Source organism: Paenibacillus periandrae, from assembly GCF_022458865.1.
Classification (GTDB): Bacteria; Bacillota; Bacilli; order Paenibacillales; family NBRC-103111; genus Paenibacillus_S; species Paenibacillus_S periandrae.
In genome coordinates this window covers 35,545-61,028 of sequence record NZ_JAJNMU010000001.1, presented here as the reverse complement: position 1 = coordinate 61,028, position 25,484 = coordinate 35,545, and the positions used below count along the sequence as shown (strand labels likewise).

The following is a 25,484-nucleotide window of genomic DNA, read 5'->3' as shown; positions in this document are numbered from 1 at the left end:
CCCTCCACCTATAAGCAGTATGAATGATTTGGGAAAATATAGGTGTTAAAATTTGCACAAATCTATCGGTTTTTCTATTGCTTGGATACAAGGTACATAGAGTTATATTTTTTCTTATGCTTATTCGATTTACCTATCAATATTATAGCTATTATATCTTGGAACAATGAGTATAGAAATGATAGGATTGGATAATGAAGTACCAAGAGATATTTATTCCTGATAATGAGGTGATACTGATGGCAAAAACATTGTTCGAAAAAATTTGGGACAATCACGTAATTCATCAGGAAGCAGGCAAACCAAGTATTATTTATATCGACCTGCATCTGGTGCATGAAGTTACGTCCCCGCAAGCATTTGAAGGGCTTCGCCTGACTAACCGCAAGGTTCGCCGTCCTGATCTGACTTACGCTACTATGGATCATAATGTGCCGACGAAGGATCGTTTTAATATTACGGATCCAATCTCCAAGCAGCAAATCGATACCTTGTCGCAAAACTGTAAGGATTTTGGCGTTACCTTGTTTGATCTTGATAATATTGACCAAGGTGTCGTTCACGTTATGGGACCTGAGATTGGTCTTACACACCCTGGCAAAACCATCGTGTGCGGTGACAGTCATACGTCTACTCACGGTGCATTTGGCGCTCTAGCATTTGGTATCGGTACAAGTGAAGTTGAGCACGTTATGGCAACTCAATGCTTGCAGCAGTCCAAAGCCAAAACGCTTGAAGTTCGCATCAACGGCAGATTGAAGCCTGGTGTAACAGCAAAGGATTTGATTCTTGGCGTTATCGCTAAGTACGGTACGGATTTCGCAACGGGTTATGTTATTGAATATACAGGCGAAGCGATTCGTGGTTTGTCTATGGAAGAAAGAATGACTGTTTGTAACATGTCCATTGAAGGCGGCGCAAGAGCAGGCCTGATTGCACCGGACGAGATTACTTTTGAATATCTGCGTGGTCGTCAATATGTGCCACAGGGTGCTGCTTTCGACGAAGCTGTAGACAGATGGAAACAACTGACTACCGATGAAGGCGCTCAATATGACTGGGTTGTTGAATTTGATGCGGAAAGCCTGATCCCGCAAGTGACCTGGGGAACAAGTCCTGGTATGGGAACTGATGTAACTGCGCTTGTACCGGATCCGCAAAGCTTTACAACCGAAAATGAACGTAAAGCTGCTGAAAAAGCGATTGAATATATGGGCTTGACACCGGGTACTCCGATGACTGAGCTTGCTGTTGACTATGTCTTTATTGGCTCCTGTACAAACGGCCGCATCGAGGATCTTCGTGCAGCGGCAGCGATTGCTCAAGGTTACAAGGTTTCACCTACTTTGACAGCTATCGTCGTTCCCGGCTCTGGCCGTGTGAAGCTGCAAGCGGAAAGAGAAGGCCTGGATCAAATCTTCACAGAAGCGGGCTTTGAATGGCGTGATGCTGGCTGCAGCATGTGCTTGGCGATGAATCCGGACGTATTGCAACCGGGCCAACGCTGCGCATCGACCTCCAACCGTAACTTCGAAGGACGTCAAGGTCGTGATGGACGTACGCATCTGGTATCTCCTGCAATGGCAGCAGCGGCTGCGATCGAAGGTCATTTTGTTGACGTTCGCGATTGGAAATTTAAAGTGAAGCAGCAAGCTTAATTCAATTACGTGATGTGAGGAGACGAAATCCATGGAACCATTTATTAAGCATACGGGCCTTGTAGGTCCGGTTGACCGTGTGAATGTAGATACAGATGCAATTATTCCAAAACAATTTTTGAAACGGATTGAACGTACAGGATTTGGACAGTTTTTATTTTTCGAATGGCGCTTTACCCCGAAGGGTGAGGTTATCCCTGATTTTTCTTTGAATCAGCCGCGTTACCAGGGCGCTTCCGTTCTGATTTCCCGTGCTAACTTTGGATGCGGCTCTTCCCGTGAGCATGCTCCATGGGCGATTCAGGATTTTGGCTTCAAGGTTGTTATCGCGCCTTCGTATGCAGACATCTTCTTTAACAACTGCTTTAAAAACGGAATCCTGCCGATTAAACTGAGCGAAGAACAGGTCGAAGAACTGTTCCAGCGTACAGCCAAGCAAGAAGGATATAAGCTGACTGTAGACTTGGAAAATAAAAAGCTGACTGATGATCAAGGTCTTGATATTGATATCGAAATTGATGAGCATCGCCGTCAATTCCTGCTGCAAGGGTTGGATGATATCGGTTTGACGCTTAAGCATGAAGCAGATATTACAGCTTACGAGCAAGCGCACACAGCGATCTTAAGCACAGTTAAACATGAAGAAGCTTACAAATAAATTCAAGTGTATACAAACAGGCTGCCTGGTACATTACCAGCACAGCCTGTTTTTGTGGTTTGGAGGGAATAGCAGCAGAACCAATTGACAATCATCAAACAGAGCTGCCTGGCACCAGTTTCTCAATTCCATTCATATAAGGCTGCAGCGCCTTGGGAATGTAGATGGAACCGTCCTCTTGCTGGTGATTTTCGAGCAGTGGTATCAGAATCCGTGGTGAAGCCACGGCCGTGTTGTTCAAGCTGTAGCAATAAGCAAGCTTGCCCTCTGTATCCCGATACCGGATCTGCGAACGCCGGGTCTGGAAGTCGAGCAGGTTGGATGACGAGTGAGTTTCACCGTATGCCTGTCGGCTCGGCATCCAGGTCTCAATATCGTACTGCTTATATGTTTTTTGCGACATATCGCCAGTGCATACGGACATAACCCTATAAGGCAGCTCTAACAGCTGTAATAGCTGTTCAGCATTGTGTGTGATTTCCTGCAAAATAGCGTCAGCTTTTTCCAGACTGGCTTCGCAGAGAATGACCTGCTCGACCTTGGCAAATTGGTGAACACGATATAGACCATGCACATCCCTTCCTGAAGAGCCTACCTCATTACGGAAGCAGGTGGAGACGGCGGCCAGGCGGATTGGCTCTGATACGTCGACAACCTCGTTACCGTAATACGCGACAAGCGGAACCTCTGAGGTGCCTACCAACCACTTGTCTTCACCTTCAATCCGGTAAGTCTGATCCTCCCCAAGCGGGAAAAATCCGGTGTTGGTGAGTGCGGTGCTGCGTACGAGCAGAGGAACCTCCAGTAGTGCAAAGCCTTTTTGCAGGAGCAGGTCGAGTGCCAGCTGCTGTACAGCGCGATGAAGCATGGCTCCTGCGCCTATTAAATAATAATTGCGGGTTCCGGCTGTTTTGACACCACGAGTGAGATCGATGATTTCGTGAAGCTCACCTAAAGCAACGTGATCACGAAGCTCGAAATTGAATTCCGTTATCTTCCCGTGAGCACGAATTTCGATATTGTCTGCATCAGAACGTCCGACCGGGGTATCAGGGGATACCAGATTGGGAACGAGCTGCAGGAGACTGTGATAAGGCTGCTCCACTTCCGCAAGTCTGGCTTCCATCACGGTTATTTGGTTATTGATTTCCTTAACCGTCAATTTTAATTGCCGGGCTTCCTGGGTATCTTGGTTGTTTCCATTGGATGTATGGTTCTGAGTGATTGCTTGAAAGTGTTGTGTGTGCTGGTTTCGGCTCTGCCGCAGCTGTTCCACCTGCTGAAGCAGCTTTCGTTTCTGTTCATCCCATTCAAGTAATTGTGAGATGGACACCTGAATTCCTTTCTGATCAGCTACTTCCTGCAGCCTATCCTTGTTGTCCCGGATCGTTTGAATATTTAACATGACACCGCGCTCCTTATAGTTAGAATGCAAAAAACGCCCTCATCCCATGGGACGAGGAGCGTTGTTCTCGCGGTGCCACCCAATTTGACCAGACAATATAACGCTGTCCGATCTTCTCTGGTTCCGCGATAACGGGCGGGTCCGGTTAACTTAGGGAGAACAGGTCGTCATGTAATGATGGACCGTGATTTCCTTGACGAGAACGCCTCCGAGTTGGATTCTCTTCATCGGCATATTGTTCGGTAATTTACGAGCATGTAGTCTAATTATAACCCCAAATAAAGATTTATTACAATAGATACACCCAAAATGGATAATAATACCATAATCAAAGGTGAATTTAAGGAAATAACGAAAATGCCCTTGATATATACCCAATCTTCATATAATATTAACTTACATACCGAATAAAGTCTAATTTTACGTTACATTACCTAACATTAAGTTTGGGCAGATGAGAAGTGTAATAATCGTTATAGAAGGTGATCACATTCTTTCACTAGATACTAATGAAGGCAAGAAGCAGCTGTGTCACATTTATAATGATATTTCCAAGGAGTTATTCGGTTTTGGAACAACCTTATTAAAAGTTACCTTTGATAATCAGTTGATTACATTTGTAGCGAGGCATCGACGATCACCCCGTTCCGCAGCATTAGAGGGGGAGGCTCCCAATCTTAAGTATGAAGTCGATTTTTATATGTCTTCGATTTATAAGAAGAAATTAAAAGAACGGCTGGAAGAAGAGCTTAAGCTGGATATGGAAGCGGTTTTGAGAGATTATGATCCACATACGCAATGGGCGATTACGAACATCATTGTCAGACAAGCTTAGAACGAATCGAATATGTGAATGATCTCTTTTGATTTATCTTAAGAGGTAGCCACCTTTTTTCCCAACAAATATCGCTTTACTTTGTTTACAAAGAAAAGTGTTCTTGTTAGAAGCTATTTTTCTACCAGGAGTACTTTTCTTTTTTATTTTTATAGCTTGTCAAACTAATAAAAGGGTCAGGTGGAGATTAAATGATGAAGAAAAAAATGATCAGCAGTGCGATTTCGGTTACATGTGTGGCATTAGCTTTAGCAGGATGTGGAACAGATGGGAAGAGCGGCAGCGGGACTCCAGCAGCCTCAGCACCGGAAGCGGCCAAGCCGAGCGGCGAGCCAACCAAATTGGTCATCTCAACATGGGCTAATGATGATTTTACGAATAAAGAAGTGATTGTACCTTTTGAGAAAAAGTTTAATGCCAAAGTCGTGTTTGAAATCGGGAATAATGCGGAACGATTAAATAAGGTACAGCAAGGAAGCTCGGCAGTGGATGTTCTGTTCCTATCCGATTATTTCACACAGCAGGCAATTGATGCTGGGGTTATCGATAAGATCGATGCTGCAAAGCTGACTAACCTGAATCAGCTCTATGATATTGCTAAAGCACCACTTGGCGCGGACTATGGACCGGCCTACACCGTGAATCAACTGGGTATTGCTTACAATCCCAAGCTGGTAAAGACAGAAATTAAATCATGGAAAGACCTATGGAGTCCGGAATTGGCTAAAAAGCTGACACTGCCTGGTATTACAACAACTAGCGGTCCGATGATGATCGATGCAGCTTCGCTGATCGCAGGAAACAGTACCTTTAATGAAGATCAGGCTTTTGCTAAATTAAAAGAGCTGAATCCATCCGTCGTTAAATATTACGGGAAAACAGCGGATTTTGTTACGATGTTTGCGCAAGGCGAGGTTGCCGCGGGTCCTTTTATGGACAGCTACTTTAAGGATCTTCAAGCTGGAGTGCCGGATGCTAAATTTGTGACGCCGCAAGAAGGCGGATATGCAGTTATGAACACAATCAATGTCGTAAAAGGTTCTAAAAACAAACAGCTTGCTGAAGAATTGATCAACTGGTATTTGAGCAAAGAGGTACAAGAAAAAGTGGCTAAAGCCAAAATTACGTCACCGACCAATAAAGAAGTAAGACTGACAGATGAGGAAGCCAAGGGATTAACCTATGGTGCCGACGTTATCAACAAGCTGCGCAAGCTGGACGTTAAGTTTGTTAATGATAACTTGAAAAAATGGACCGACCGTTGGAACCGTGAGCTTGCACAATAAACCTGGAGCATGGGAGCGAAGAGTACAATGAACAAAAAGGTTATCCTCGATGTGGATACCGGTGTGGATGATGCCTTAGGCATCATCCTTGCGGTTCAAAGCGGTGAAATGGATATTGTGGGGATTACGACTGTCAATGGCAATGTATCGGTGGACACAGCGACAACTAATACATGCAAAATTTTGCAGCTGCTTGGAGTTGAGCAGCAGATTCCTGTTGTCAGAGGAGCAGCTAAGCCAATACTAAGGCCGCCTGTTTTCGAGCATCGGGTACATGGTGAAGATGGGATTGGCGGCGCACTCCGTGACATGCCGGTACACACTTCGGTTACGGAAGGGTTTGCGCCTGATTACATTATTGAACAGGTGCAGCGTTACCCGGGAGAGATTACGCTGATCATGACAGCGCCCATGACCAATCTGGCATTGGCCCTGATGAAGCGTCCCCAATTGATACACGAAATCAAGGAAGTTATTTTCATGGGCGGTGTGGTTAAAGGGTTTGGCAATGTGACGCCAGTCGCTGAATACAACATGTATGTCGATCCGGAGGCTGTCAAAATCGTCCTTCATGCGGGATTTCCTTCATTGACGCTTGTTGGGCTGGATGTAACACGGCAGGCATTGCTCAGTGATGCACATATTACAGAGCTGGGTGATACGCCGATCGGACGTTATGTGAGGGAAAGCACCTCCGATTATATGAAGCGATATTTTGAAAGAAACCAGGTTCAAGCCTGCGCGCTCCATGATCCATTGGCTGTAGGTGTGGCCCTGCGTCCTGAGCTGGTTACAACTCATGCTTATTATGTCGATATTGAGACTCGCAGTGAGCTGTGCGACGGTCAAACGATATGTGATTTTCAAAACCGATTAAAGCGGGAGCCTAATGTCCGGGTATGTACGGATGTGGATGCCGATGCATTTTTGCGGCTGTTTGTGCAAACGCTGCGTACTTAAGGAACCGGGAAAAGGGGGTAGCTTCCGTGAAAAAGAAATACGTCTATTTATTAATGCTGCCGGGACTGTTATTCCTGACCCTGTTCATGCTCGTTCCCATCATCATGACGATAGGAACAACTTTTTTTCAAAAAGGGAATTTTACGTTCAACGGCTATATGCATTTTTTGCAGGATCAATATTTTCTGAATATCCTGCTCACAACAATGCAGGTGAGTACGGTTACGACAATTTTATGTATTCTCATCGGGTTTCCGGTTGCTTATTATGTTTCCAAACAAAGCCCCAGGACTAAGGGGATTATGCTTGCTCTGGCGATCTTCCCGCTGCTTACGAGCTCGGTGGTCAGGTCTTTCAGCTGGATTATTATACTGGGCAAAAACGGACTGCTTAATTCTTCCCTGATGTCTCTTGGACTGATCCAGCAGCCGCTGGAAATATTGTATACGCCGACGGCGGTGATGATCGGACTGATTCATCTCTTCCTGCCGTTGATCATTATTTCCTTGGTCGGAGTGATGGAGAATATCGATCCCGATCTGGTCAAGGCAGCGGAAAGCCTGGGTGCCTCCCGATTTACTGTATTCCGCAAAGTCATTTTTCCACTCAGCATACCTGGCTTGATTCTTGGCAGTATCTTGGTGTTTGTGGGAAGTATGACTGCGTATACGACGCCATCCGTGCTGGGGGGCAAAAAGCGGGTCATCTCCACCTTTTTATATCAGAATGCGATTACTTTGAATGACTGGTATTCGGCTTCGGTCGTTGCGACGATCATGATGGTCATTACCTTAATAGTTATCGGCTTGATGACCAAAATTTCGACTAAATTAAGTGTGAAGGGGTAGGGGCATGCAGGAGAAGAATCGAGGGCTAGCCCTATTTACATTACTTATTTATATACTGCTGCTGAGCCCCTTGCTTATTATCGCCGCTACCTCATTCGAGCCGGGCACGATCATGAAATTTCCGCCGCAGGGGTTTTCCTTGAAATGGTACGAAAATATTTTTAAACAATCAATGTTTATGGATACGTTCAAAATCTCGATATTAGTTTCCTTGGTCGGTAACCTGCTCGCGCTGCTGATCGGGATTCCTGCCGCTTATGCGTTAAGCCGGTTTGATTTTAAGGGGAAGGAAGCATGGAACTCCTTATTCATTTCTCCTATATTAATACCGGGAATTGTAATGGGCTTTACGATGCTTAAATATTTGATTGTCGCTTACCAGCTGCCTATGATGGCTGCGCTGTTCATCGGGCACACGGTCATTATGCTCCCATTTACGATTCGTGTTATCGCGTCGAGCTTGTCCAATTTTGATTTTTCGATTGAAGAAGCGGCATTAAGTCTGGGCTCCAGCCGTTTGAAAACCTTTTTTAAAGTGGTGCTGCCTAATATCAAGTCAGGTATTTTGGCTGCTATCATCATTGCTTTTCTGGATTCCTTCAATAATGTGGAAATATCCGTCTTTATGACAGGACCGGGAGTCAGTACGTTCCCCATTCAGATGTTATCATATTTGGAAAATCATTTTGATCCGACGCTCGCGGCGATTTCCGTGCTGCTTATGCTCTTAACTATGGTTTTATTATTCCTCATTGAAAGACTTCTGGGATTAAGCTACTTTACAAAACGATAACGGGGGTTTTTCACTCATGACATTGCTCGCTTTGGAAAATGTGTCGGTTGCGTACAATCATCAGCATTACATTTTACGTGATTTTAATTTAAATATTGACAAAGGGCAGTTCATTTCACTGCTCGGACCCAGCGGCTGCGGTAAAACTACGACCTTACGTTTGATCGCCGGTTTTTTGGAGGCCAAGCATGGCAAGTTTACTTTTGACGGGAAAGATTATACACGGGTTCCGGTTAGCAAACGAAATTTCGGTTTCGTGTTTCAAAGCTACGCTTTGTTTCCGCATCTGTCTGTATTCGAGAATGTAGCGTTTGGCCTGCGCCTCAGAAAAGTGTCAGAGTCCGAAATTGGGAAGCGGGTAGGCCGTATTCTGGAAGTCGTCAGCTTGACCGGCTTTGAGAAGCGGTTTCCCAAGGAATTGTCCGGTGGTCAAAAACAGCGGGTAGCGATCGCTCGGGCACTTGTTATTGAGCCTGATTTGCTGCTGTTCGATGAGCCTCTCAGTAATCTGGATGCCAATCTGCGTACTCATATGCGTGTAGAAATACGTCGGATTCAACAGGAATTGGGCATTACCACCGTTTATGTATCACATGATCAAGAGGAATGCTTCTCGATCTCCGATCAGGTAGCTATTATGAACAATGGGATTATCGAGCAGTTGGATCGTCCGGCAACTATATATAAATATCCGAAGTCCGAATTTGTTGCACGATTCATAGGTTTCAGCAATTTTATTAATTTTAGCGGGCGGATTGATCATGACGAGGAAATCGTATTGAAGGAAAGCGATTATGAGTTCCGCGTGCTGAGACATCAGGGAACCCAAAATACAACGGGCCGCAAAATCGCCATTCGTCCTGAGGACATTCTCATTACAGCCGATTCATTAAAAAGTGCTGCAGATGGTGAAATTTCGGAATTTACCAATACCGTATCAGGCCTCGTCACCGTTAGCACCTTTCTTGGACGCAGCTATCAGTATGTCGTGAAGACGGAGCTGGGTGATTTTATGGTCAATAAGGAAATGGAGGAGCCTTACGGGAATGGTTCCCGGGTTCAGCTTTCGTTTCCCTCGGAAAAACTAGTTATCGTCGATTAACGCAGCAGGAGGTGCACATATGCATGTAGATTTACTTATCGAACAGGTTCGAATGTTTAACAGCTATACCAAAAAGTTTATCAAGGGTAATGTAGCGGTGCTGGATGGCCGTATTCTATATATGGGCGATCGTGGACAGGAAACGTTCGAAGCGGCGGAGATTGTCAAGGGTGAGGATCGTTACTTGCTTCCCGGACTCATCGATATTCATCTGCACATCGAAAGCACGATGGTAACACCAGCAACCTTTTCCTATGGATTGATACGTAACGGAGTGACGACGATCGTACCCGAGCCGCATGAGATCGCGAATGTATTTGGTCTTGCCGGGGTTAAAGAGATGCTGAGAGCCAGCGAGGAATGTGTGGCCGATATGTTCTATGCAGTTCCAAGCTCAGTCCCGGCCACTTCTCTGGAAACGGCTGGCGGGTCCATCGAAATTGCTGATCTGGATGAGCTGCTGCAAACAGAAAGAATCGCTTGTTTGGGCGAAATTATGAATTATGTGGATATTATTTCCAGTTCGGACAGTAAAACCAATCACATTCTGGAGCATATTCGAAGTCATTATCCGGATTTGATTATAGAGGGACATGTTCCCAAGCTGCTGGATTTGGATTTGCACCGAGTCATTTATGCCGGCGTGGATTCAGATCATACCCATCAAACGATTGAAGGCATGGAAGCTCGGATTAATGCCGGAATGTTTATCGAAATTCAGGAGAAGTCGATGACCGATGAAGTCATGAATTATTTGATCGAGCACGATGTATCGGAGCATTTTTGTTTTGTGACCGATGATGTGATGGCGGACTCGTTTCAACGTCGTGGTCATCTGAATCACTTGGTTCGCAAAGCTATAGGAATGGGAATGGACGCTGAAAAAGCGATCTATGCCAGTACCTTTACACCTGCACGTAGAATGAGAATGCATGATCGTGGCGCCATCGCGCCCGGCAAAATTGCCGATTTCCTGCTTGTGTCGGATCTGAAGAGCATGATTATGGATCAGGTGTACAAAAAAGGACAAAAGGTATATGACATTCACGAAGCATACCTGCCCAAACCGAGTAAGCACTCATTTCCTGAGCATTATTACACGAGTGTCAAGCTGCCGAAATTAACGGAACAAGACTTCGCTGTCACCGTACAAGCAGCAGATAGCCGTTACCCATGCCGGGTGATGATGGTTCAGGATGGATCCACCTTCACAAAGGAGCACCATGGCGAGGTGGAGATTCGAGATAACCAGCTGTGCTGGGAGGAAAGTCCATATGGGCTGATTGCTACATTTGAGCGTTACGGGAAAAATGGAAATCGCGGATACGGGTTAATCGGCGGAGATACGATCAAGCGCGGTGCGATAGCGACAACGTATTCGCACGATAATCACAACCTGCTGGTCGTTGGGCACAATCCACGGGATATGATGCTTGCAGCGAATGAGGTTATCCGCAATCAGGGTGGTTTTTGTGTGGTAGACAATGGTACCGTGCTGGCGAATCTTCACCTTCCTGTAGGTGGGATTTTGACAGAGGAACCGCTGGAGCAAACCGCTGCTGAGGTTCATCAGCTTACCCAGGCTATGGAATCGCTCGGTTACCGACACTATAATCCGATTATGTCGATCAGTACACATTCCTTACCGGTAAGTCCGGCTTTGAAAATAACGGATTTGGGCTTTATTGATGTGAATGAAGGCAAGGTTGTTTCTCTGCTCATTCAGGGCTAGCGCCAATTATGAACAAGTTGTGAGGTGTTTGACATGGGCAATCGTATCTATTTAGCGGGATTTGAAGTCTTTTATCCAAATGCACTTGAGATCGGTGCCAGCCTGAAAGCCGAATGTGCGGAGCATGGCTTTGTCGGCTTGTTTCCTATGGACAACGTGATTAACAAGCAGCCAGGACGGAGCAAAAGAGAAATTGCCTCCGATATTTTTCAAGCCAATATTAAGCTGATCGAAAATTCGGATATCATTGCCGCTAATTTAAACAGTTTTCGCGGGGCAGAGCCTGATTCTGGGACCGTTTTTGAGGTAGGCTATGCATGTGCCTTAGGCAAGAAGCTGTACGGGTATATGAGCGACGATTCTCTTATATGGGAAAAGGTAGCCAAACACTGGGGAGATGTCCGTCTCGGAGATAATGGAAGATATGTGGACAAAGCGGGCATGCATATCGAAAATCTGGGTATGCCGATTAATTTGATGCTCGGTGTTCCTGTGAAGATTGTGATCGGTACATTTGAGGATTGTTTGAGGCAGATTGCAAAGGATCAAACGGAGACAGCGCAATAGAGTGGATTCTGAAGATAATAGGGCGCCATAGGTTAACGACTAACTTATGGCGCTTTTTGCGTTGTGATTATTGTCCAACCTATTGCGAACCGATCCCTAAAGAATATCCTCAAACAAATCCGCCTGCTTGGGTGGCAGTGCTTGGGTTTCAAGACCGAGCAATTGCATAAGCTCCTTCGCATTATTTGTTGCGTCGCCGCCGGAGTTGTTATTGAAAACAACGTAAATATGTTTGCAGGACTTCTCCAGCTCAAGAAGCCTGTCCCGCCACTCCGTTAATTCTTGCGTGTTATATCTGTACAAATAACGCAGCTTGCGCCAATCGGGATGGTTGCTTTGGTGCCAGCCTTGCACATTGCGGCCATGCATACGCACATAGGTGATCTCGGGTGAGGTCGCGACGGATACGATTGGAATAGAGCCATCTCCGGCTTGCGGTTCATCGACAATTGTATGAATCCAGTTCTCTTTGCTCATGAAATCAAGGGTTCGCTCGCGAAATTCAGGGGCATACCAGCTCTGATGTCGAAATTCGAGCGCACAAGGCACAGTCCCCATCCGTTTCCGTGTATCGCGAAGTATGGCTACATTTTCACGACTGCATTCGAACCAAGGCGGATATTGGAATAAAACCATTGTCAGCTTTCCGGCATCGATAACCGGTTGGATGGAGATGTGGAAAGCTTCATACATAGCGTCTGCGGTGTCAAAAAAATTTTTCTTTCCCCGAAGGTGTCCCGTCATTCCCTGATATGCCTTTACGATGAATCCAAAATCCTTCGGTGTGTCATTTACCCATTTCAGATAGTTTTTTACCGGCTGCACGGCATAAAATGGGCTATCCAGCTCCACGATGGGGAAATGCTCGCTATAGGTAGGCAGCCGTTTTGCCTGAGTCAGCTTGCCATACAATTCTTCGTGATCACCAAATCCGGTTAGGCCGATTGTAATCATAACTTCACCTCTGCAATGTTTTCGACAGGAAAACCGATTTTGTTAATATCAATTCAGGCAAGAAAATAATGCCAGTTCCTATTATTACACAAAATCGGCGCCATCGAAAACCCATAAGCGGGGAGTTGTCTGGAGAATGGTATGAAACTGACCAAACTCTCTTATTCCGCATTTCATAGTGTTATCGGAAGATGTACATAGATGATGGAACTTAAATTTCGTTATTCCAGGCCGCTTCAAGCAGCTCGCTATTGATCGTAACCGCAGTCAACGCTCCTGCAGCGGCAGCGGCAATCAGCTGATATGCTGCTGAAGCGGAATCCCCGGCACTGAAGACACCGGGTACATTGGTTTTACCGAGGCTATCGACGAGAACAGCCCCTGTTTCTGTTATTTGGCAGCCTATTGCTTCGGGTAAGTCTGATCCGGGTACAAGCGTCGGTGCAAAGAAGATCCCCGTGCACGCAATTTCGTTGCCGTCTTCGAGGACAACCTGCTGCACTTTACCATCCTGAGAATCAATGCGCCGGATCGGACTATTGAAAAATGGCACATTGTGCTTCCTCAGCTCGTCACGCTGCTCCTCTGTCCATTCATCAGGTCCGTTCGTGCAGATGGTATAATGGCGGGACCATCCCGGCAATATTTTGGCCATGTGATGGGCTTTGGCGCCGTTCGCAATCAACACCAGGGGCTGATCTCTTAATTCCCAGCCGTCACAATAGGGGCATACAAAGGCACTGCTTCCATATACATCTTTTAATCCCTCAATGTCGAGGGGGGCATCCTTCATTCCGGTTGCAAAGAGCAGCTTTCTGACTCGAAAAGTAATGTCTTGGGCGGTAGTAATTTGAAAATCTCCATCCGTTCCTGTGATCGTTACCGCACGATCTGCAACAAAATGGACGGAGGGATAGGCGACTGCTTGTTCCCTAGCAATTCTCCGAAACTCGCTTGGTGTGATACCATCTCTGGTCAGAAAACCATGGGATTCGTGTGTTACCCGATTTCTGGGACGATCTTCATCTATGACCACAACTGTTTTTCTTGCTCTTCCCAGCATGAGGGCCGCATTCAGACCTGCCGGACCACCACCAATAATTCCAACATCATGTAAAGCTTCCATTATAATCGTCCTCCCGAAACTGAAATTTATAACTTATTTTCGATGATCAATAGGAACTATTAAAGACCCTTAATATCCATAATAGAAGATTTGAATCCATTATGCAAGTAGAAAAACAACCGCCTCCCGAGAGGAAGCGATTGCCTCATGTTTTATTTGCCACGGTGCTTGAGTTTGGCCTTTTGCGTTCTGAGCTCATATTTGTGAGCCTGAAGCTCTTCGCGCCGCTCTTTGGCACGTGATTGTCGTTCCACCTTCCGATGCTCGTATTCCAATTGAACTACCTGCTGTGCATAAGTCGAGCCTCCACGTTGAGATAGCTCTCTGGCCGCGAGGCGAGCAAGTCTTTTGGGATTTGTGTATCCAGTTCGGCGTGGCTTCACATCAATCGATTGTGTCGTCGCTGACAGCAGCGGAAGCATCTGGAATTGAATAAATTCGAGAATCTCTGCTTCCTTGGGTTCCCTGCCGAACAAGTGGCGGCATGCCTTCAATTGGTTGTGTTCCTCGGCTTCAATCAATCCGACCCACAACTTCAGCTGGTCATCAAAATATACGGTAAGCTTCATCCAGCTTCCCCCTCTAATCAAGATTAGAGTGACGGACATCCCGAGGGGGGAAGGCTACTGACATGGAGGCTCTGCTACTGCAAGCCCTTATGTGCCCGGACTACCGACCGGACTGAATGTTGATCCTGAACGTCTTGGGCGATACGCCGTACTTGTCACGAAACACACGGTGAAAATACGAATAGCTGCCAAAACCGGAGGTTTCTGCAATCTGCTCCAACGTTAAATAGCTGTAGGCCATGCGCTCAACCGAGGTGGACAGGCGAATTTCCTGCGTGTACTGAATGATCGTTTTATTGAAGCATTCCTTGAACAGATGAACCGCTCGGGAGACGCTAATACCTACATGCTGGGCTACATCCTCGACTTTCAATGGTAAAATGGCGTGTTCCTCGATAAAGCTTTTCATTCTTGTCGCCAGAAACGAGCTGCCGTGACGCGAATTGTTTTCGGTAATCGCACGATCTATGTACAGGCAAAGTGCGCGCAGCAAATAATCGGAAAGCTCCTTGTTATCTTCTTCAAACCGTCGTTTTTCCAAAATAATTTGCCGCCAGATCGTAAGTATACGTTCATTGACTGCAATCCGTACCTTTTGTGGTTTCCTGGAATTGGCCCACCACTCGTCAATCCAGTCACCTTTACACATAATATAGTAGTCACCGCTCGAAACGATGGATTGCTGCAGCTTGTTCGTGTGCTCGTCGACCCTTAGATCATATGCATCACCCGGCTTAAATAAGAGGAGATCGCCGGGTTCAATCAATGTCATACTGCCGTTGACCTGTGCATAGCAGCAGCCTTCGGTTTGCAGCCGGAATAAGTAGGTGGTTACGCCTTCTTTATAGCTGTTGGTGAATTTTTGTGAATGATACGAGTAACCGCAGGATAATATATGGGAGTGCACAATAACACCTCGTTTGATTTTGTAGCCAGATCGTTCATGTGATAACCACATCGTTCATAGCTATTATAGGGCATTATTGATTACAATGGAATCAAATACAAATACTTTTGAAGGAGACCTAACCAATATGAGAAGAATGGGTGTTGGCTTACAGCTGTATACGCTTCGTGATGCAATGGCTGAGGATTTTCGCGGAACGTTGCGCCGTGTGGCAGAGCTTGGATATGAAGGTGTTGAATTCGCGGGTTACGGCGGTTTGGAAGCTGAGGAACTGAGAGATCTATTGCAGGAATTAAACCTTAAAGCCATTGGTGCCCATGTAAGCCTCGTTAATTCGCGCGCCCACATTCAAAAAGAAATCGCTTACCTGAAAACGATTGGTGCTGAATATTACATCATTCCGTTTATTGCCGCAGAGGACCGTCAAAGCCCGCAAGCTTGGCAAACGCTGTTCGAGTTTTTTGAGCATGCAGGTCAAATCGTGCGTGAAGCAGGACTTAAATTTGCTTATCATAACCATGCGTTTGAATTCGAAATGAAGATCGGCGACGAGTTTGTTTTTGATGCGATGTATACTTCTACTACTCCTGAGAATGTGCTTGTGGAAATGGACGTTTGTTGGGTGCAGTTCGCAGGTCAAGACCCGCTTCAATACATCAAAAGCTATACAGGCAGACTGCCATTATTGCATTTAAAAGATTTCAAAAGAGGCCCTGAGGCTCAAATGGACACGGTCGAGCTGAGCCAAGGCGAAGTTGATCTGAAAAATGTCATTCAAGCGGCTTCAGATGCTGGTGTTGAATGGCTGATTGTGGAGCAGGATCGCTGCGCGAACCCGCCGATTGAAAGTGTAGAGACGAGTCTGCAATGGGTGAAAGAACATTACCTGTCTGCATTTTCACAATAGAAAATTAACGATATAAATTGTTCAAGCCAACATAGTCGAATGGGAGAGTTGAGAAAATTGAGTAAAATTAGAGTAGCTGTTATCGGTTGTGGTTCCATTGCTGAAAAAAGACATATTCCTGAGTATGCGGACAACCCGAACGTGGAATTGATTGCTTTTTGTGATGTTGTGAATCAACGTGCTGAGCATTATGCAGATTTATACGGAGCCAAAGCTTACACCAATTATGAAGAAATGCTAAGCGCCGAGAAGCCGGATGCAGTTAGTGTTTGTTTGCCGAACATCTTGCATGCTCCTGCTTCTATCGCTGCTGCCAATGCCGGTGCGCATGTACTGGTTGAAAAACCGATGGCAACCAACGAAGCCGACGCACTGGCTATGATTGAAGCGGCTAAAGCCAACAATGTGTACTTGATGGTAGGTCACAACCAACGTTTGATGCCTCCCCATGTCAAAGCCAAAGAAATTCTGGAATCAGGCAAAATGGGTAAAGTATTAACGTTCCGCACATCCTTTGGTCATCCGGGTCCGGAAGGCTGGAGTATCGATGGACGCAACAGCTGGTTTTTCCGTAAAGAAGAAGCCATTATGGGCGCAATGGGCGACCTGGGCGTACATAAATCCGACCTGATCCGTTGGCTGCTCGAAGATGAGGTTGTTGAAGTGGCAGCTTTTGTAGGCACTTTACACAAGGAAGGCACAGACTGCGATGATAACTCAACTTGTTTGCTGCGTATGAAGAGCGGCACGATCGGAACGCTTGTAGCAAGCTGGACTTATTACAAAGGTCAAGATAACAGTACAGTTCTTTGGTGCGAAAATGGCTGCTTGCAAATCGGCACAGATCCCGAGGATCAAGTTATTGTTCTTATGAGAGACGGTTCCGTAGAAAAACATAGAGTAGGCGCTATGGCGACTAACGAGAAGCAGGTAACGAGCGGCGTGATTGATGAATTCGTTGAATGTCTGGTAACCTCGACACCTCCGCGCATTTCCGGAGAAGAAGGCTTGAAATCCCTGAACGTTATTATTGCTGCATTTGAATCACAAGATAATAAAACAATCGTTGCTATTAACGGTGTATAAGACTAGATTTAAATAGAAGATTCATAGAAAAGCTCGTGCTGCTGCGGCAGTTGCGGGCTTTTTGTTTACTTGCCGATTTTCTTGTTTTTTTTTCGACCCTATGTTGTGTATAATGACTCTGATAGGAGTTCCTATAGAGAAAGAGATCATGCGTCCGAGGAGGACTGTTGTATGCAATGGAACAAGGTTGGTGTTGTTGGCGGGGGCACCATGGGACAGGGGATTTCGGAAATGCTGGCGGCCCAGGGCCTCGAAGTGATTTTAATAGACAGAACGACACAGAAGCTGGAGCAAGCCTGGGAGTATATTGAAAATAGTCTGGATAAGCAGATGGAAAAATGGGCGATCACGGCTGCTGAGAAAAAACTGATTTTATCCCGTATTCATAGAAGTACCGATATGAGCTTGCTAACGGACTGCGATATGGTCATAGAGTCGATCAGTGAGGATTTGGAACAAAAGAAGCAGTTGTTTCAACAGCTGGACAGGTTGTGTCCGGCACCAGTCATTTTGGCAAGTAACACCTCGACGCTCAGTCTGACTGAAATTGCGGCATCCACAGCGCACCCGGAACGGGTGATTGGCATGCATTATTTGTATCCGGTATCCCGGATTCATCTTGTGGAAATTATTAGAGGATTAAAAACCTCTGAAGAGACGTTCTCGCAAACGAAGACATTTGTTGAGACGACGATCCAAAAGCACGGTGTACAGGTCTATGAATCTCCTGGCTTCGTGACGACTAGACTGATCTGCGTGCTTATTAATGAAGCTATGCATACGCTGTCTGAGCGAGTGGCAAGCGCTGAAGATATTGATATGGCGATGCGTTTGGGCTACGACTTCCATTATGGACCGTTGGAGCTTGCAGACCGCTTCGGATTAGATTCCGTGCTTGTGGCAATGGAGCGGATGTTCCGCGAGTTCGGAGATGTTAAATATAGACCGGCTGTATTGTTGAAGCAAATGGTCCGGGCGGGGGAGCTCGGAACCAAGACTGGGCAGGGCTTTTTCCGGTATGACAGGGATGGTGATCGTCTATGAATATTTTGGTTATTAATGCGGGAAGCTCATCATTGAAGTTTCTTATGTACAATATGGTTAATGAAGAGGTGCTGGCCAGCGGCAGAGTTGAACGGATCGGGATGGATTCGGCGATTTTAAGCTATGAGCCTTCGGGCAGGACTGAAATTCGCGAGGTAGCCGAGATTTTGGAGCATACTACGGCTATTCGCAAGGTGCTGGATATACTTGTTCACAAGGAGCACGGGGTGCTTGCTGCTTCATCCGATATCGATGCGGTTGGCCATCGCGTCGTGCATGGGGGCGAATCGTTCTCCAGCTCCGTGATTGTCAATGACGAGGTCAAGCGGGAAATCAAGCGATTGTTTGATCTTGCTCCTCTGCACAATCCTGCGCATATGCTGGGTATTAATGCGGTAGAGTTGAATATGCCTGATGTTCCTCAGGTTGTTGTATTCGATACAGCCTTTCATCAGACGATGCCTGCAAAGTCTTATCTGTATCCGATTCCACTCGTTTTATACCGAAAGCATCAGGTCCGGCGTTATGGCTTCCACGGAACCTCTCATGATTATGTGAGCGAACGGGCGGCCAGCTTCATAGGGAAACCGCTTGCGGAGCTGAAAATGGTGACCTGCCATATCGGCAATGGAGCAAGCTGCGCCGCGATACTTAACGGTCAATCCGTCGACACGAGTATGGGAATGACGCCGCTTGAAGGATTGATGATGGGTACTCGCAGTGGAGATATTGACCCCGCTATTGTCCCTTATGTGATGGGCAAAGAGGAATTGACGATGAATGAGGTCAATTCCATGTTGAATAAGCATAGCGGTTTAATGGCGATTTCCGGTTTGAGCAGTGATATGCGGGAAATCCAACACTCGATGGCTGCAGGTGATGGGAGCGCCGTGTTGGCTTTTGATATGTATGAGTATCGTTTGCGTAAATATATTGGCTCGTATGCCGCGGCTATGAATGGGCTGGATGTCCTTGTGTTTACGGCTGGAGTCGGTGAGAATTCATCGATACTTCGTGAAGCGGTATGTCGGAACTTGACGTTTCTGGGGCTGGAGCTTGATGAGGAAGCTAACAGACAACGCGTGCATGGAGATCGGGATATTTCGACCGCCGGATCACGTGTAAAAGTGCTGGTCATTCCTACGAATGAGGAATTGGTCATTGCTCGTGATACATATCGCTTAATATCGGCTCGGCAGAAAGCATAATAAATACATCTGACCACAAGTTTGAATTTGTGTTATGACACTTCGCGATCAAAAGAGGACTTTTTTGAACAAACTTTTGCTGGAAAATGGATATAATGGATGTAGCGGATATGGATTACAGCCTACGGAATAGCATTGTAAATGAATTTCAGGAAGGAAGGGAACAAGCAATGAGTCCACACTTAACGATGATTCGAGAGGTTGAGAAGCACGCTAACGAAACCGTGAAAATGGGTTGTTGGCTGCACAACAAGCGCTCCAGCGGCAAAATCCAGTTTTTGCAGCTGAGGGACGGCTCCGGCTACATTCAGGGTGTAGTTGTGAAAAGCGAGGTGTCGACTGAGGTCTGGGAAGCAGCAGCCAAGCTAACACAGGAAAGCTCGCTGTATGTTACAGGGACCGTGCGTGAGGATACTCGCAGCAAGGGCGGCTATGAGCTGAATGTGACGGGTATTGAAATTATTCAGATTACCGAAGAATATCCGATTACACCCAAGGAGCATGGTGTAGATTATTTAATGGACCATCGCCACTTATGGATTCGGGCGCCGCGTCAGCGCGCTATCCTTGTTGTTCGTGCACAAATCATACGTGCGATTCAGCAGTTTTTTGACGAACGCGGCTTTCAATTGGTCGATCCTCCGATTCTAACCCCTTCCTCCTGCGAAGGGACAACGAATTTATTTGCTACGAAGTATTTTGACGAGGATGCCTTTTTGACACAAAGCGGTCAATTGTATATGGAAGCAGCAGCGATGGCATTGGGACGCGTATATTCATTCGGACCTACCTTTCGGGCGGAAAAGTCCAAGACACGCCGTCATTTGATCGAATTCTGGATGATTGAGCCGGAGATGGCGTTTGTGACCCATGAGGAAAGTCTCGTTATCCAAGAGCAGTTCGTCTCGCATATCGTCCAATCCGTCTTGCACAACTGCCGCAAGGAGCTGGAGGTTCTGGAGCGCGATGTGACCAAGCTTGAAAGCATCACAGCACCTTTTCCAAGAATATCGTATGACGAAGCGGCCCAATTTCTCCAAGCAAACGGACATGAATTTGCATGGGGCGAGGATTTTGGTGCACCTCACGAAACGGCGATAGCCGCTAGCTATGACAAGCCGGTATTTATTACGAATTACCCTACAGAAATCAAAGCATTTTATATGAAGCCAGACCCTAATCGTGCTGAAGTTGTGCTGTGTGCCGATATGATCGCACCTGAGGGCTACGGGGAAATCATTGGCGGCAGCCAGCGGATTGACGATCCCGAATTGATGGAGCAGCGTTTTGCCCAGCATGAGCTTTCGAAGGAAGCTTATCAATGGTATCTCGATTTACGCAAATATGGTACCGTTCCGCATTCCGGCTTTGGTCTTGGTCTGGAGCGGACGGTTGCCTGGATTTGCGGATTGGATCATGTACGGGAGACAATTGCATTCCCGCGGCTGCTGTATCGGTTGTATCCTTAATGGTTTGGCGTGAAGAGGTGGATCGATGAAACAAAATGAAAAGGATCGTGAGCGGCAGGAGCTGCTGAGTGCTTTTGCAGCTGGCTGGAAGGCGGGACATATCGGTGTCCCTTACCTGCTGATCAAGCATTATCATCAGTTGAAGCTGACCGAAGTCGATGTGATGCTGATGATTCATGTATTGGCGTTTATGGAAAAAGAACGCAAGGAGTTTCCGACGCTAGAGGAGCTGCAGGGACGTATGTCCGTAACGCCGGAAAAAGTCATTGCTTCGCTGCAAAAACTGTTGAAGGCGGGGCATCTGACCATTGATGAAGCGGTTGACCCGATCAGCGGCATTCAGGGAGAGAAATACAATCTGGATCCGCTGCTGGAACGGTTGGCCGGTTTCTGGTATGAGGAGGAGCTGCAGCGCAAAAAAGCGTTGGAGCCTGCAGAGCCGGAAAACCGGAAGGATATTTTTTCAATATTCGAAAAAGAATTTGCCCGTCCGTTAACACCGATGGAGCTCGAATCGATCACCGGTTGGCTGGACAAAGATAAATATATGGAGCCGTTGATACTGGCTGGACTGAAGGAAGCGGTATTTGCAGGCAAGGTGCATTTTCGCTACATTGACCGGATTTTGCTGGAATGGAGCCGCAATCGGATTACAACCGTTGAGCAGGCCAAGGAGCATTCACAGAAATTTCGCTCCAGATGATAGCGGTATTCGCTTGATTAAGGCTTTCTTACATGGATGGAACATCATACTAATATACAGATCGTGACCCAGCGGCGGTACGACTGTGATAAGGAGTCATCGGAATGCGTGCACTTCGAGATCTGAGCGCCAACGAATTGGCCGAAGCCGAGTTGAACATACAGGAACAATATGACGGTTACAAAAATCGCAGGTTGAAGCTGGATATGTCCAGAGGCAAACCGTCTCCAGAGCAATTAGACCTGTCGATGCCAATGCTGGATACTGTACGATCGTCCGATTTATTGAACGCTGCAGACGGTACGGATTTGCGTAACTATGGCGGCGTTGACGGGATTCCGGAGGCGAAGGCGTTATTTGCCCGATTGCTTGAGGTAGATTCTAAGGAAGTCATCATTGGCGGCAATTCGAGCCTTAATCTGATGCATGATACGATAGCCAGAGCGATGATACATGGTGTGTACGGCAGTGAGACCCCTTGGGGGAAGCTGCCGGTTGTGAAATTTCTTTGCCCGAGTCCAGGGTATGATCGACATTTTGCGATATGCGAGCTTTTCAATATTGAAATGATCGTGATCGACATGCTGGATGATGGACCAGATATGGATACGATTGAGCGGCTGGTTCGCGAGGATGATTCGATTAAAGGGATCTGGTGTGTGCCGAAATATAGCAATCCCGAAGGCGTCACTTATTCCGATGAAATTGTAGACAGATTGGCAGCGATGCCTGCGAAAGCGGCTGATTTCAGAATTTTTTGGGACGATGCTTATATAGTTCATCATTTAACTGACCGTCCGGATCCGTTAAAAAATATGCTGGCAGCGTGTAAAGCGGCAGGGAATGCGGATCGTGTCTTCGTATTCGCTTCAACCTCCAAAATCACCTTCCCTGGTTCAGGCGTTGCCGTGATGGCAGCCAGTGTCGCTAACATTGGTTATATTCGGAAGCAATTATCTATTCAAACTATTGGACCTGATAAAATTAATCAGCTGCGGCACGTTCGGTTTTTCCCTGATCTGGAGCAGATCGCAGCGCATATGAACCGGCATGCAGCTATAATTAAACCTAAATTTGATAAGGTGTTAAACAAGCTTGAAGCGGAGCTTGGAGGGAAGCAGCTGGCAACCTGGAAAAAGCCGGGCGGCGGATACTTTATAAGTTTGAATACGTTGGATGGCTGTGCCCAAGCCGTGATCAGACTGGCTGCAGAAGCCGGTGTTACCCTGACTCAGGCTGGCGCAACGTATCCGTATGGCAAGGATCCCAACGATAGGAATATTCGGATAGCTCCGACATTTCCTTCATTAGAAGAGCTGGAAACAGCCATTGAAGTTTTATGTCTTTGCATTCAGCTGGTTAGCGTTCGGAAGCTTCGGGCGGAAATTGCAGCAGGATAAATAAGCAGGAACCTTTAGCTCCACAATATTGAACGGTGACCCGTAGGATGGCACTTGTACAAAGTGACCCATTATCAGGTTGCCGTTCATAGAGTGGCCTGAAGGTTCTTTTATTTTCCGGTTCGGTTTGAATGAAGAGGCTATACTTCAATGATTAATTATGTTATTATTAATTTACGTAATAACGTAAATATAGAAATTTGGAGGTGCTCGTGTGACTCGTGATCTGGGATTGGAAATGGATGAATTGAAGAAGCAATTGAATGAATTGCAGAGGTATGTGCAGCAAAGCAGGATGGATACCAGTCGGAGAAGTGAGATTATAAGCGATCCGGCAGACCCTGATGACGAAGCAAATGGGGGTTCTGGCCGCATTTATTATTCCGGCCAATATCGAAATTCCACAATCAAATACAAGTGGGAAGCCCATGAGCAGCAAATTAGCAGCTTGCTTAGCCAGGATGGCGAGAAGCTGGCCAAGATATTGTCAGCACTTGGGAACAAGCAGCGACTCGATATATTAAGGTCTGTCTTACAAGGACCCATCAATGGTACGGATTTGGTGGAGCGGCTTCATATGGGGACAACGGGGCAATTGTATCATCATACAAAAGCATTAATGGGAGCAGATTTGCTCATTCAGGAAGAACGCGGAGGTGGGTACAGCCTGCCGGCACATCGGGTGCTCCCGGTTCTGCTGCTGCTCGCAGCTGCGGCTGATTTGGCGGATACCGGGACTTATATGGATATGGCTGAAGCCAGAGATCACGCAGGTTTATATTTAGGTGCAGGAAAGACGAAGTATGACCCCCACTTGCTCGTTTGGGCGTTAATTGAAAATTCCATTTTGGAGCACCAATCCGGGTATTGCAGTCAGATCGATATTTATTTGCATGATCAACGAAATGTGACTGTTGCAGACAACGGTCGGGGGATTCCGATCAGCGCACTCAGCGCACCTGATAAACCGAATTTACAGGCTGTGCTGACCGATATTCAGCGTCCTGGTTTAAGTGCACCGTATTTTGCAGCAGGCGGTGAAAAAGGGATAAGCGTTGCTGTGGTTAATGCTTTATCGTATCAACTAGCTGTGGAAATACGCAGAGACGGCCATGTGTACAGACAAAATTATAAGCACGGTATTCCGCAAACGGGTGTACGGGTCGTGGGAGCGACAGGTGAAACGGGGACGAGTGTGACTGTTGAGACAGATCCGGATCTGTTTGCAGCCGACTTTGAGCTTCATATTTTGGAGAAAAGAGCGGCAGAGATCCAGATTGTGTACCCACAGCTCACCGTCTTGGTTCACCAAGCAGCTCTTTTTATGAATTGAAAATAGGGAATCAGGAAGAAACGGCATTCGCCTCTAATGAGGAAGGGATGCCGTTTTTTGTAGTGAGCTTGTATTCCTTATACCAAGTCCGTTGTGAGGAGGTTGAGAAGCTTTGCGTTAGCGGAATTTCGGGCCATATCGACTGGTGTTACCCCTTCATCGTTGGCGATTTCAGGGTCCGAGCCATGCTTGAGCAGAAGTGTAACCATCTCGATATGCTGGTTGTGTACTGCTGAATGCAGCGGCGTCCAACCGCTTTGTTGGCGGGCATTCGGGTCTGCGGCATGCAGCAGAAGTATCTCGGCGATAGAAGTATGCCTGCCAGCAGCAGCCGAATGTAGTGGTGTCACACGCATGGTGTTGTAAGAGACGGTATTGACTTTCGCACCGCGTTCGAGGAGAGCTGCGGCTATTGTACTATGCCCGAAGAACGCAGCCAAGCCCAGCGGTGTATAGCCGTCATGCGAATAGCTGTCCACAAGCGCCGGTGACTCCTCAAGCAGATCGACTACAGCCGATAGCTTGCCAATTGCAGCAGCTTCATGAATATTCAAGCTTACATGGAGGTCAAGCAATAAAGTGACTATCGATTTGGCTCCATAGTATTGGGCAATCAGGATGGGGCTGTTTCCTTCCGAATCCTTGTGCCGTGCCACATCTGGATGTTCATTGAGCAAGCTGGCTGCTTGTTCCATATCCTTCGCTTTAATGGCTTGCATGAGCTGTTCTATTAGTGATGATGACATGAATAGTAACCCCCCGAAGTCTTCTATAGCATGGTGAAGCCTGATAGTATGACGTTTTTACAGATAAAGGTGAAAATATGTTGACCTGTAATTATATAACAATTCGCTTTGTTTATCAACGCATGGTTGAAGATTCAACGAAATTCGATAGTATTCATCAGACTAGCTAATTTTTATCCTGTTTCTGT

The 25,484-nt window shown here is 46.6% G+C and carries 24 protein-coding genes; 18 read left to right on the top strand and 6 right to left on the bottom strand.

Annotation, left to right across the window (positions count from 1 at the left end):
* Positions 1 to 239 precede the first annotated feature (239 nt).
* Positions 240 to 1,658 (top strand): 3-isopropylmalate dehydratase large subunit, encoded by a 1,419-nt coding sequence (gene leuC / locus LRL21_RS00265; RefSeq protein ID WP_240413759.1) that lies wholly within the window; start codon positions 240 to 242, stop codon positions 1,656 to 1,658.
* A gap of 31 nt (positions 1,659 to 1,689) precedes the next feature.
* On the top strand, positions 1,690 to 2,316 hold the full coding sequence (gene leuD / locus LRL21_RS00260; protein ID WP_240413758.1) for a 3-isopropylmalate dehydratase small subunit: 627 nt from the start codon (positions 1,690 to 1,692) through the stop codon (positions 2,314 to 2,316).
* A 94-nt stretch (positions 2,317 to 2,410) separates the two neighbouring features.
* On the opposite strand, the gene serS is transcribed toward leuD, so the two are convergent.
* On the bottom strand, positions 2,411 to 3,721 hold the full coding sequence (serS, locus tag LRL21_RS00255; RefSeq protein WP_240413757.1) for a serine--tRNA ligase: 1,311 nt from the start codon (positions 3,719 to 3,721) through the stop codon (positions 2,411 to 2,413).
* Between the two features lie 454 nt (positions 3,722 to 4,175).
* Between serS and LRL21_RS00250 the strand changes: the two genes are divergently transcribed.
* The 8 genes from LRL21_RS00250 to LRL21_RS00215 all read left to right on the top strand — a co-directional run bounded on the left by LRL21_RS00250 (position 4,176) and on the right by LRL21_RS00215 (position 11,844).
* Positions 4,176 to 4,556 (top strand): DUF2294 domain-containing protein, encoded by a 381-nt coding sequence (locus LRL21_RS00250; RefSeq protein ID WP_275900516.1) that lies wholly within the window; start codon positions 4,176 to 4,178, stop codon positions 4,554 to 4,556.
* A gap of 191 nt (positions 4,557 to 4,747) precedes the next feature.
* Positions 4,748 to 5,842, top strand: coding sequence for an ABC transporter substrate-binding protein (locus tag LRL21_RS00245; protein WP_240413756.1), 1,095 nt, complete (start codon positions 4,748 to 4,750; stop codon positions 5,840 to 5,842).
* Positions 5,843 to 5,869: 27 nt separating this feature from the next.
* Positions 5,870 to 6,802 carry a nucleoside hydrolase gene (locus LRL21_RS00240; RefSeq protein ID WP_240413755.1) on the top strand — a complete coding sequence of 311 codons (933 nt, stop codon included), beginning with the start codon at positions 5,870 to 5,872 and terminating at the stop codon, positions 6,800 to 6,802.
* A 26-nt stretch (positions 6,803 to 6,828) separates the two neighbouring features.
* A complete protein-coding gene (locus LRL21_RS00235; RefSeq protein ID WP_240413754.1) occupies positions 6,829 to 7,650 on the top strand; it encodes an ABC transporter permease in 822 nt (273 codons plus the stop codon).
* 4 nt (positions 7,651 to 7,654) lie between these two features.
* A complete protein-coding gene (locus tag LRL21_RS00230; protein ID WP_240413753.1) occupies positions 7,655 to 8,443 on the top strand; it encodes an ABC transporter permease in 789 nt (262 codons plus the stop codon).
* 16 nt (positions 8,444 to 8,459) lie between these two features.
* Positions 8,460 to 9,545, top strand: a complete 1,086-nt coding sequence (locus LRL21_RS00225) for an ABC transporter ATP-binding protein (RefSeq protein WP_240413752.1) — start codon at positions 8,460 to 8,462, stop codon at positions 9,543 to 9,545.
* 19 nt (positions 9,546 to 9,564) lie between these two features.
* A complete protein-coding gene (locus LRL21_RS00220) occupies positions 9,565 to 11,277 on the top strand; it encodes an adenine deaminase (protein WP_240413751.1) in 1,713 nt (570 codons plus the stop codon).
* A gap of 33 nt (positions 11,278 to 11,310) precedes the next feature.
* A complete protein-coding gene (locus tag LRL21_RS00215; protein ID WP_240413750.1) occupies positions 11,311 to 11,844 on the top strand; it encodes a nucleoside 2-deoxyribosyltransferase in 534 nt (177 codons plus the stop codon).
* A 96-nt stretch (positions 11,845 to 11,940) separates the two neighbouring features.
* On the opposite strand, the gene LRL21_RS00210 is transcribed toward LRL21_RS00215, so the two are convergent.
* From LRL21_RS00210 to LRL21_RS00195, 4 genes are all read right to left on the bottom strand, one after another.
* Complete coding sequence (locus LRL21_RS00210; RefSeq protein ID WP_240413749.1) at positions 11,941 to 12,798, bottom strand: DUF72 domain-containing protein; 858 nt, start codon at positions 12,796 to 12,798, stop codon at positions 11,941 to 11,943.
* A gap of 211 nt (positions 12,799 to 13,009) precedes the next feature.
* Positions 13,010 to 13,924 (bottom strand): NAD(P)/FAD-dependent oxidoreductase, encoded by a 915-nt coding sequence (locus LRL21_RS00205; RefSeq protein ID WP_240413748.1) that lies wholly within the window; start codon positions 13,922 to 13,924, stop codon positions 13,010 to 13,012.
* 152 nt (positions 13,925 to 14,076) lie between these two features.
* Positions 14,077 to 14,493: a YjdF family protein gene (locus LRL21_RS00200; RefSeq protein WP_240413747.1), complete on the bottom strand. Its 417-nt coding sequence runs from the start codon at positions 14,491 to 14,493 to the stop codon at positions 14,077 to 14,079.
* Positions 14,494 to 14,593: 100 nt separating this feature from the next.
* Positions 14,594 to 15,451: an AraC family transcriptional regulator gene (locus LRL21_RS00195; RefSeq protein WP_240413746.1), complete on the bottom strand. Its 858-nt coding sequence runs from the start codon at positions 15,449 to 15,451 to the stop codon at positions 14,594 to 14,596.
* Positions 15,452 to 15,527: 76 nt separating this feature from the next.
* Here LRL21_RS00195 and LRL21_RS00190 point away from each other — a divergent pair, with 76 nt between their 5' ends.
* The 8 genes from LRL21_RS00190 (at position 15,528) to LRL21_RS00155 (ending at position 24,550) form a co-directional block, all read left to right on the top strand.
* Positions 15,528 to 16,307, top strand: coding sequence for a sugar phosphate isomerase/epimerase family protein (locus tag LRL21_RS00190; protein ID WP_240413745.1), 780 nt, complete (start codon positions 15,528 to 15,530; stop codon positions 16,305 to 16,307).
* Positions 16,308 to 16,364: 57 nt separating this feature from the next.
* The gene (locus LRL21_RS00185) at positions 16,365 to 17,393 is read left to right on the top strand and encodes a Gfo/Idh/MocA family protein (protein WP_240413744.1); all 1,029 of its coding nucleotides are present in this window, start codon (positions 16,365 to 16,367) and stop codon (positions 17,391 to 17,393) included.
* Positions 17,394 to 17,564: 171 nt separating this feature from the next.
* On the top strand, positions 17,565 to 18,437 hold the full coding sequence (locus LRL21_RS00180) for a 3-hydroxyacyl-CoA dehydrogenase family protein (protein ID WP_240413743.1): 873 nt from the start codon (positions 17,565 to 17,567) through the stop codon (positions 18,435 to 18,437).
* Positions 18,434 to 19,645 carry an acetate/propionate family kinase gene (locus LRL21_RS00175; protein ID WP_240413742.1) on the top strand — a complete coding sequence of 404 codons (1,212 nt, stop codon included), beginning with the start codon at positions 18,434 to 18,436 and terminating at the stop codon, positions 19,643 to 19,645. The genes LRL21_RS00180 and LRL21_RS00175 overlap by 4 nt, the downstream gene beginning before the upstream one ends.
* A gap of 170 nt (positions 19,646 to 19,815) precedes the next feature.
* Entirely contained in the window at positions 19,816 to 21,114 is a 1,299-nt protein-coding gene (gene asnS / locus LRL21_RS00170) for an asparagine--tRNA ligase (RefSeq protein ID WP_240413741.1), read from the top strand.
* Positions 21,115 to 21,139: 25 nt separating this feature from the next.
* The gene (locus tag LRL21_RS00165) at positions 21,140 to 21,817 is read left to right on the top strand and encodes a DnaD domain-containing protein (protein ID WP_240413740.1); all 678 of its coding nucleotides are present in this window, start codon (positions 21,140 to 21,142) and stop codon (positions 21,815 to 21,817) included.
* A 104-nt stretch (positions 21,818 to 21,921) separates the two neighbouring features.
* The gene (locus LRL21_RS00160; RefSeq protein ID WP_240413739.1) at positions 21,922 to 23,217 is read left to right on the top strand and encodes an aspartate aminotransferase type Ic; all 1,296 of its coding nucleotides are present in this window, start codon (positions 21,922 to 21,924) and stop codon (positions 23,215 to 23,217) included.
* Between the two features lie 214 nt (positions 23,218 to 23,431).
* Positions 23,432 to 24,550 (top strand): ATP-binding protein, encoded by a 1,119-nt coding sequence (locus tag LRL21_RS00155; protein ID WP_240413738.1) that lies wholly within the window; start codon positions 23,432 to 23,434, stop codon positions 24,548 to 24,550.
* 77 nt (positions 24,551 to 24,627) lie between these two features.
* Here LRL21_RS00155 and LRL21_RS00150 read toward each other — a convergent pair whose 3' ends face one another.
* Complete coding sequence (locus tag LRL21_RS00150; protein ID WP_240413737.1) at positions 24,628 to 25,296, bottom strand: ankyrin repeat domain-containing protein; 669 nt, start codon at positions 25,294 to 25,296, stop codon at positions 24,628 to 24,630.
* Between the last annotated feature and the right edge of the window lie 188 nt (positions 25,297 to 25,484).

Excerpts from the sequence above, each read along its gene's own strand:
- LRL21_RS00205 (WP_240413748.1), bottom strand. The coding sequence starts at position 13,924 with ATGGAAGCTTTACATGATGTTGGAATTATTGGTGGTGGTCCGGCAGGT.
- serS (WP_240413757.1), bottom strand. The coding sequence starts at position 3,721 with ATGTTAAATATTCAAACGATCCGGGACAACAAGGATAGGCTGCAGGAA.
- LRL21_RS00250 (WP_275900516.1), top strand. The coding sequence starts at position 4,176 with ATGAGAAGTGTAATAATCGTTATAGAAGGTGATCACATTCTTTCACTA.
- LRL21_RS00150 (WP_240413737.1), bottom strand. The coding sequence starts at position 25,296 with ATGTCATCATCACTAATAGAACAGCTCATGCAAGCCATTAAAGCGAAG.
- LRL21_RS00245 (WP_240413756.1), top strand. The coding sequence starts at position 4,748 with ATGATGAAGAAAAAAATGATCAGCAGTGCGATTTCGGTTACATGTGTG.
- LRL21_RS00190 (WP_240413745.1), top strand. The coding sequence starts at position 15,528 with ATGAGAAGAATGGGTGTTGGCTTACAGCTGTATACGCTTCGTGATGCA.
- LRL21_RS00175 (WP_240413742.1), top strand. The coding sequence starts at position 18,434 with ATGAATATTTTGGTTATTAATGCGGGAAGCTCATCATTGAAGTTTCTT.
- LRL21_RS00200 (WP_240413747.1), bottom strand. The coding sequence starts at position 14,493 with ATGAAGCTTACCGTATATTTTGATGACCAGCTGAAGTTGTGGGTCGGA.
- LRL21_RS00240 (WP_240413755.1), top strand. The coding sequence starts at position 5,870 with ATGAACAAAAAGGTTATCCTCGATGTGGATACCGGTGTGGATGATGCC.
- LRL21_RS00225 (WP_240413752.1), top strand. The coding sequence starts at position 8,460 with ATGACATTGCTCGCTTTGGAAAATGTGTCGGTTGCGTACAATCATCAG.
- LRL21_RS00165 (WP_240413740.1), top strand. The coding sequence starts at position 21,140 with ATGAAACAAAATGAAAAGGATCGTGAGCGGCAGGAGCTGCTGAGTGCT.
- leuC (WP_240413759.1), top strand. The coding sequence starts at position 240 with ATGGCAAAAACATTGTTCGAAAAAATTTGGGACAATCACGTAATTCAT.
- LRL21_RS00195 (WP_240413746.1), bottom strand. The coding sequence starts at position 15,451 with ATGTGGTTATCACATGAACGATCTGGCTACAAAATCAAACGAGGTGTT.
- LRL21_RS00210 (WP_240413749.1), bottom strand. The coding sequence starts at position 12,798 with ATGATTACAATCGGCCTAACCGGATTTGGTGATCACGAAGAATTGTAT.
- leuD (WP_240413758.1), top strand. The coding sequence starts at position 1,690 with ATGGAACCATTTATTAAGCATACGGGCCTTGTAGGTCCGGTTGACCGT.
- LRL21_RS00160 (WP_240413739.1), top strand. The coding sequence starts at position 21,922 with ATGCGTGCACTTCGAGATCTGAGCGCCAACGAATTGGCCGAAGCCGAG.
- asnS (WP_240413741.1), top strand. The coding sequence starts at position 19,816 with ATGAGTCCACACTTAACGATGATTCGAGAGGTTGAGAAGCACGCTAAC.
- LRL21_RS00230 (WP_240413753.1), top strand. The coding sequence starts at position 7,655 with ATGCAGGAGAAGAATCGAGGGCTAGCCCTATTTACATTACTTATTTAT.
- LRL21_RS00180 (WP_240413743.1), top strand. The coding sequence starts at position 17,565 with ATGCAATGGAACAAGGTTGGTGTTGTTGGCGGGGGCACCATGGGACAG.
- LRL21_RS00220 (WP_240413751.1), top strand. The coding sequence starts at position 9,565 with ATGCATGTAGATTTACTTATCGAACAGGTTCGAATGTTTAACAGCTAT.
- LRL21_RS00215 (WP_240413750.1), top strand. The coding sequence starts at position 11,311 with ATGGGCAATCGTATCTATTTAGCGGGATTTGAAGTCTTTTATCCAAAT.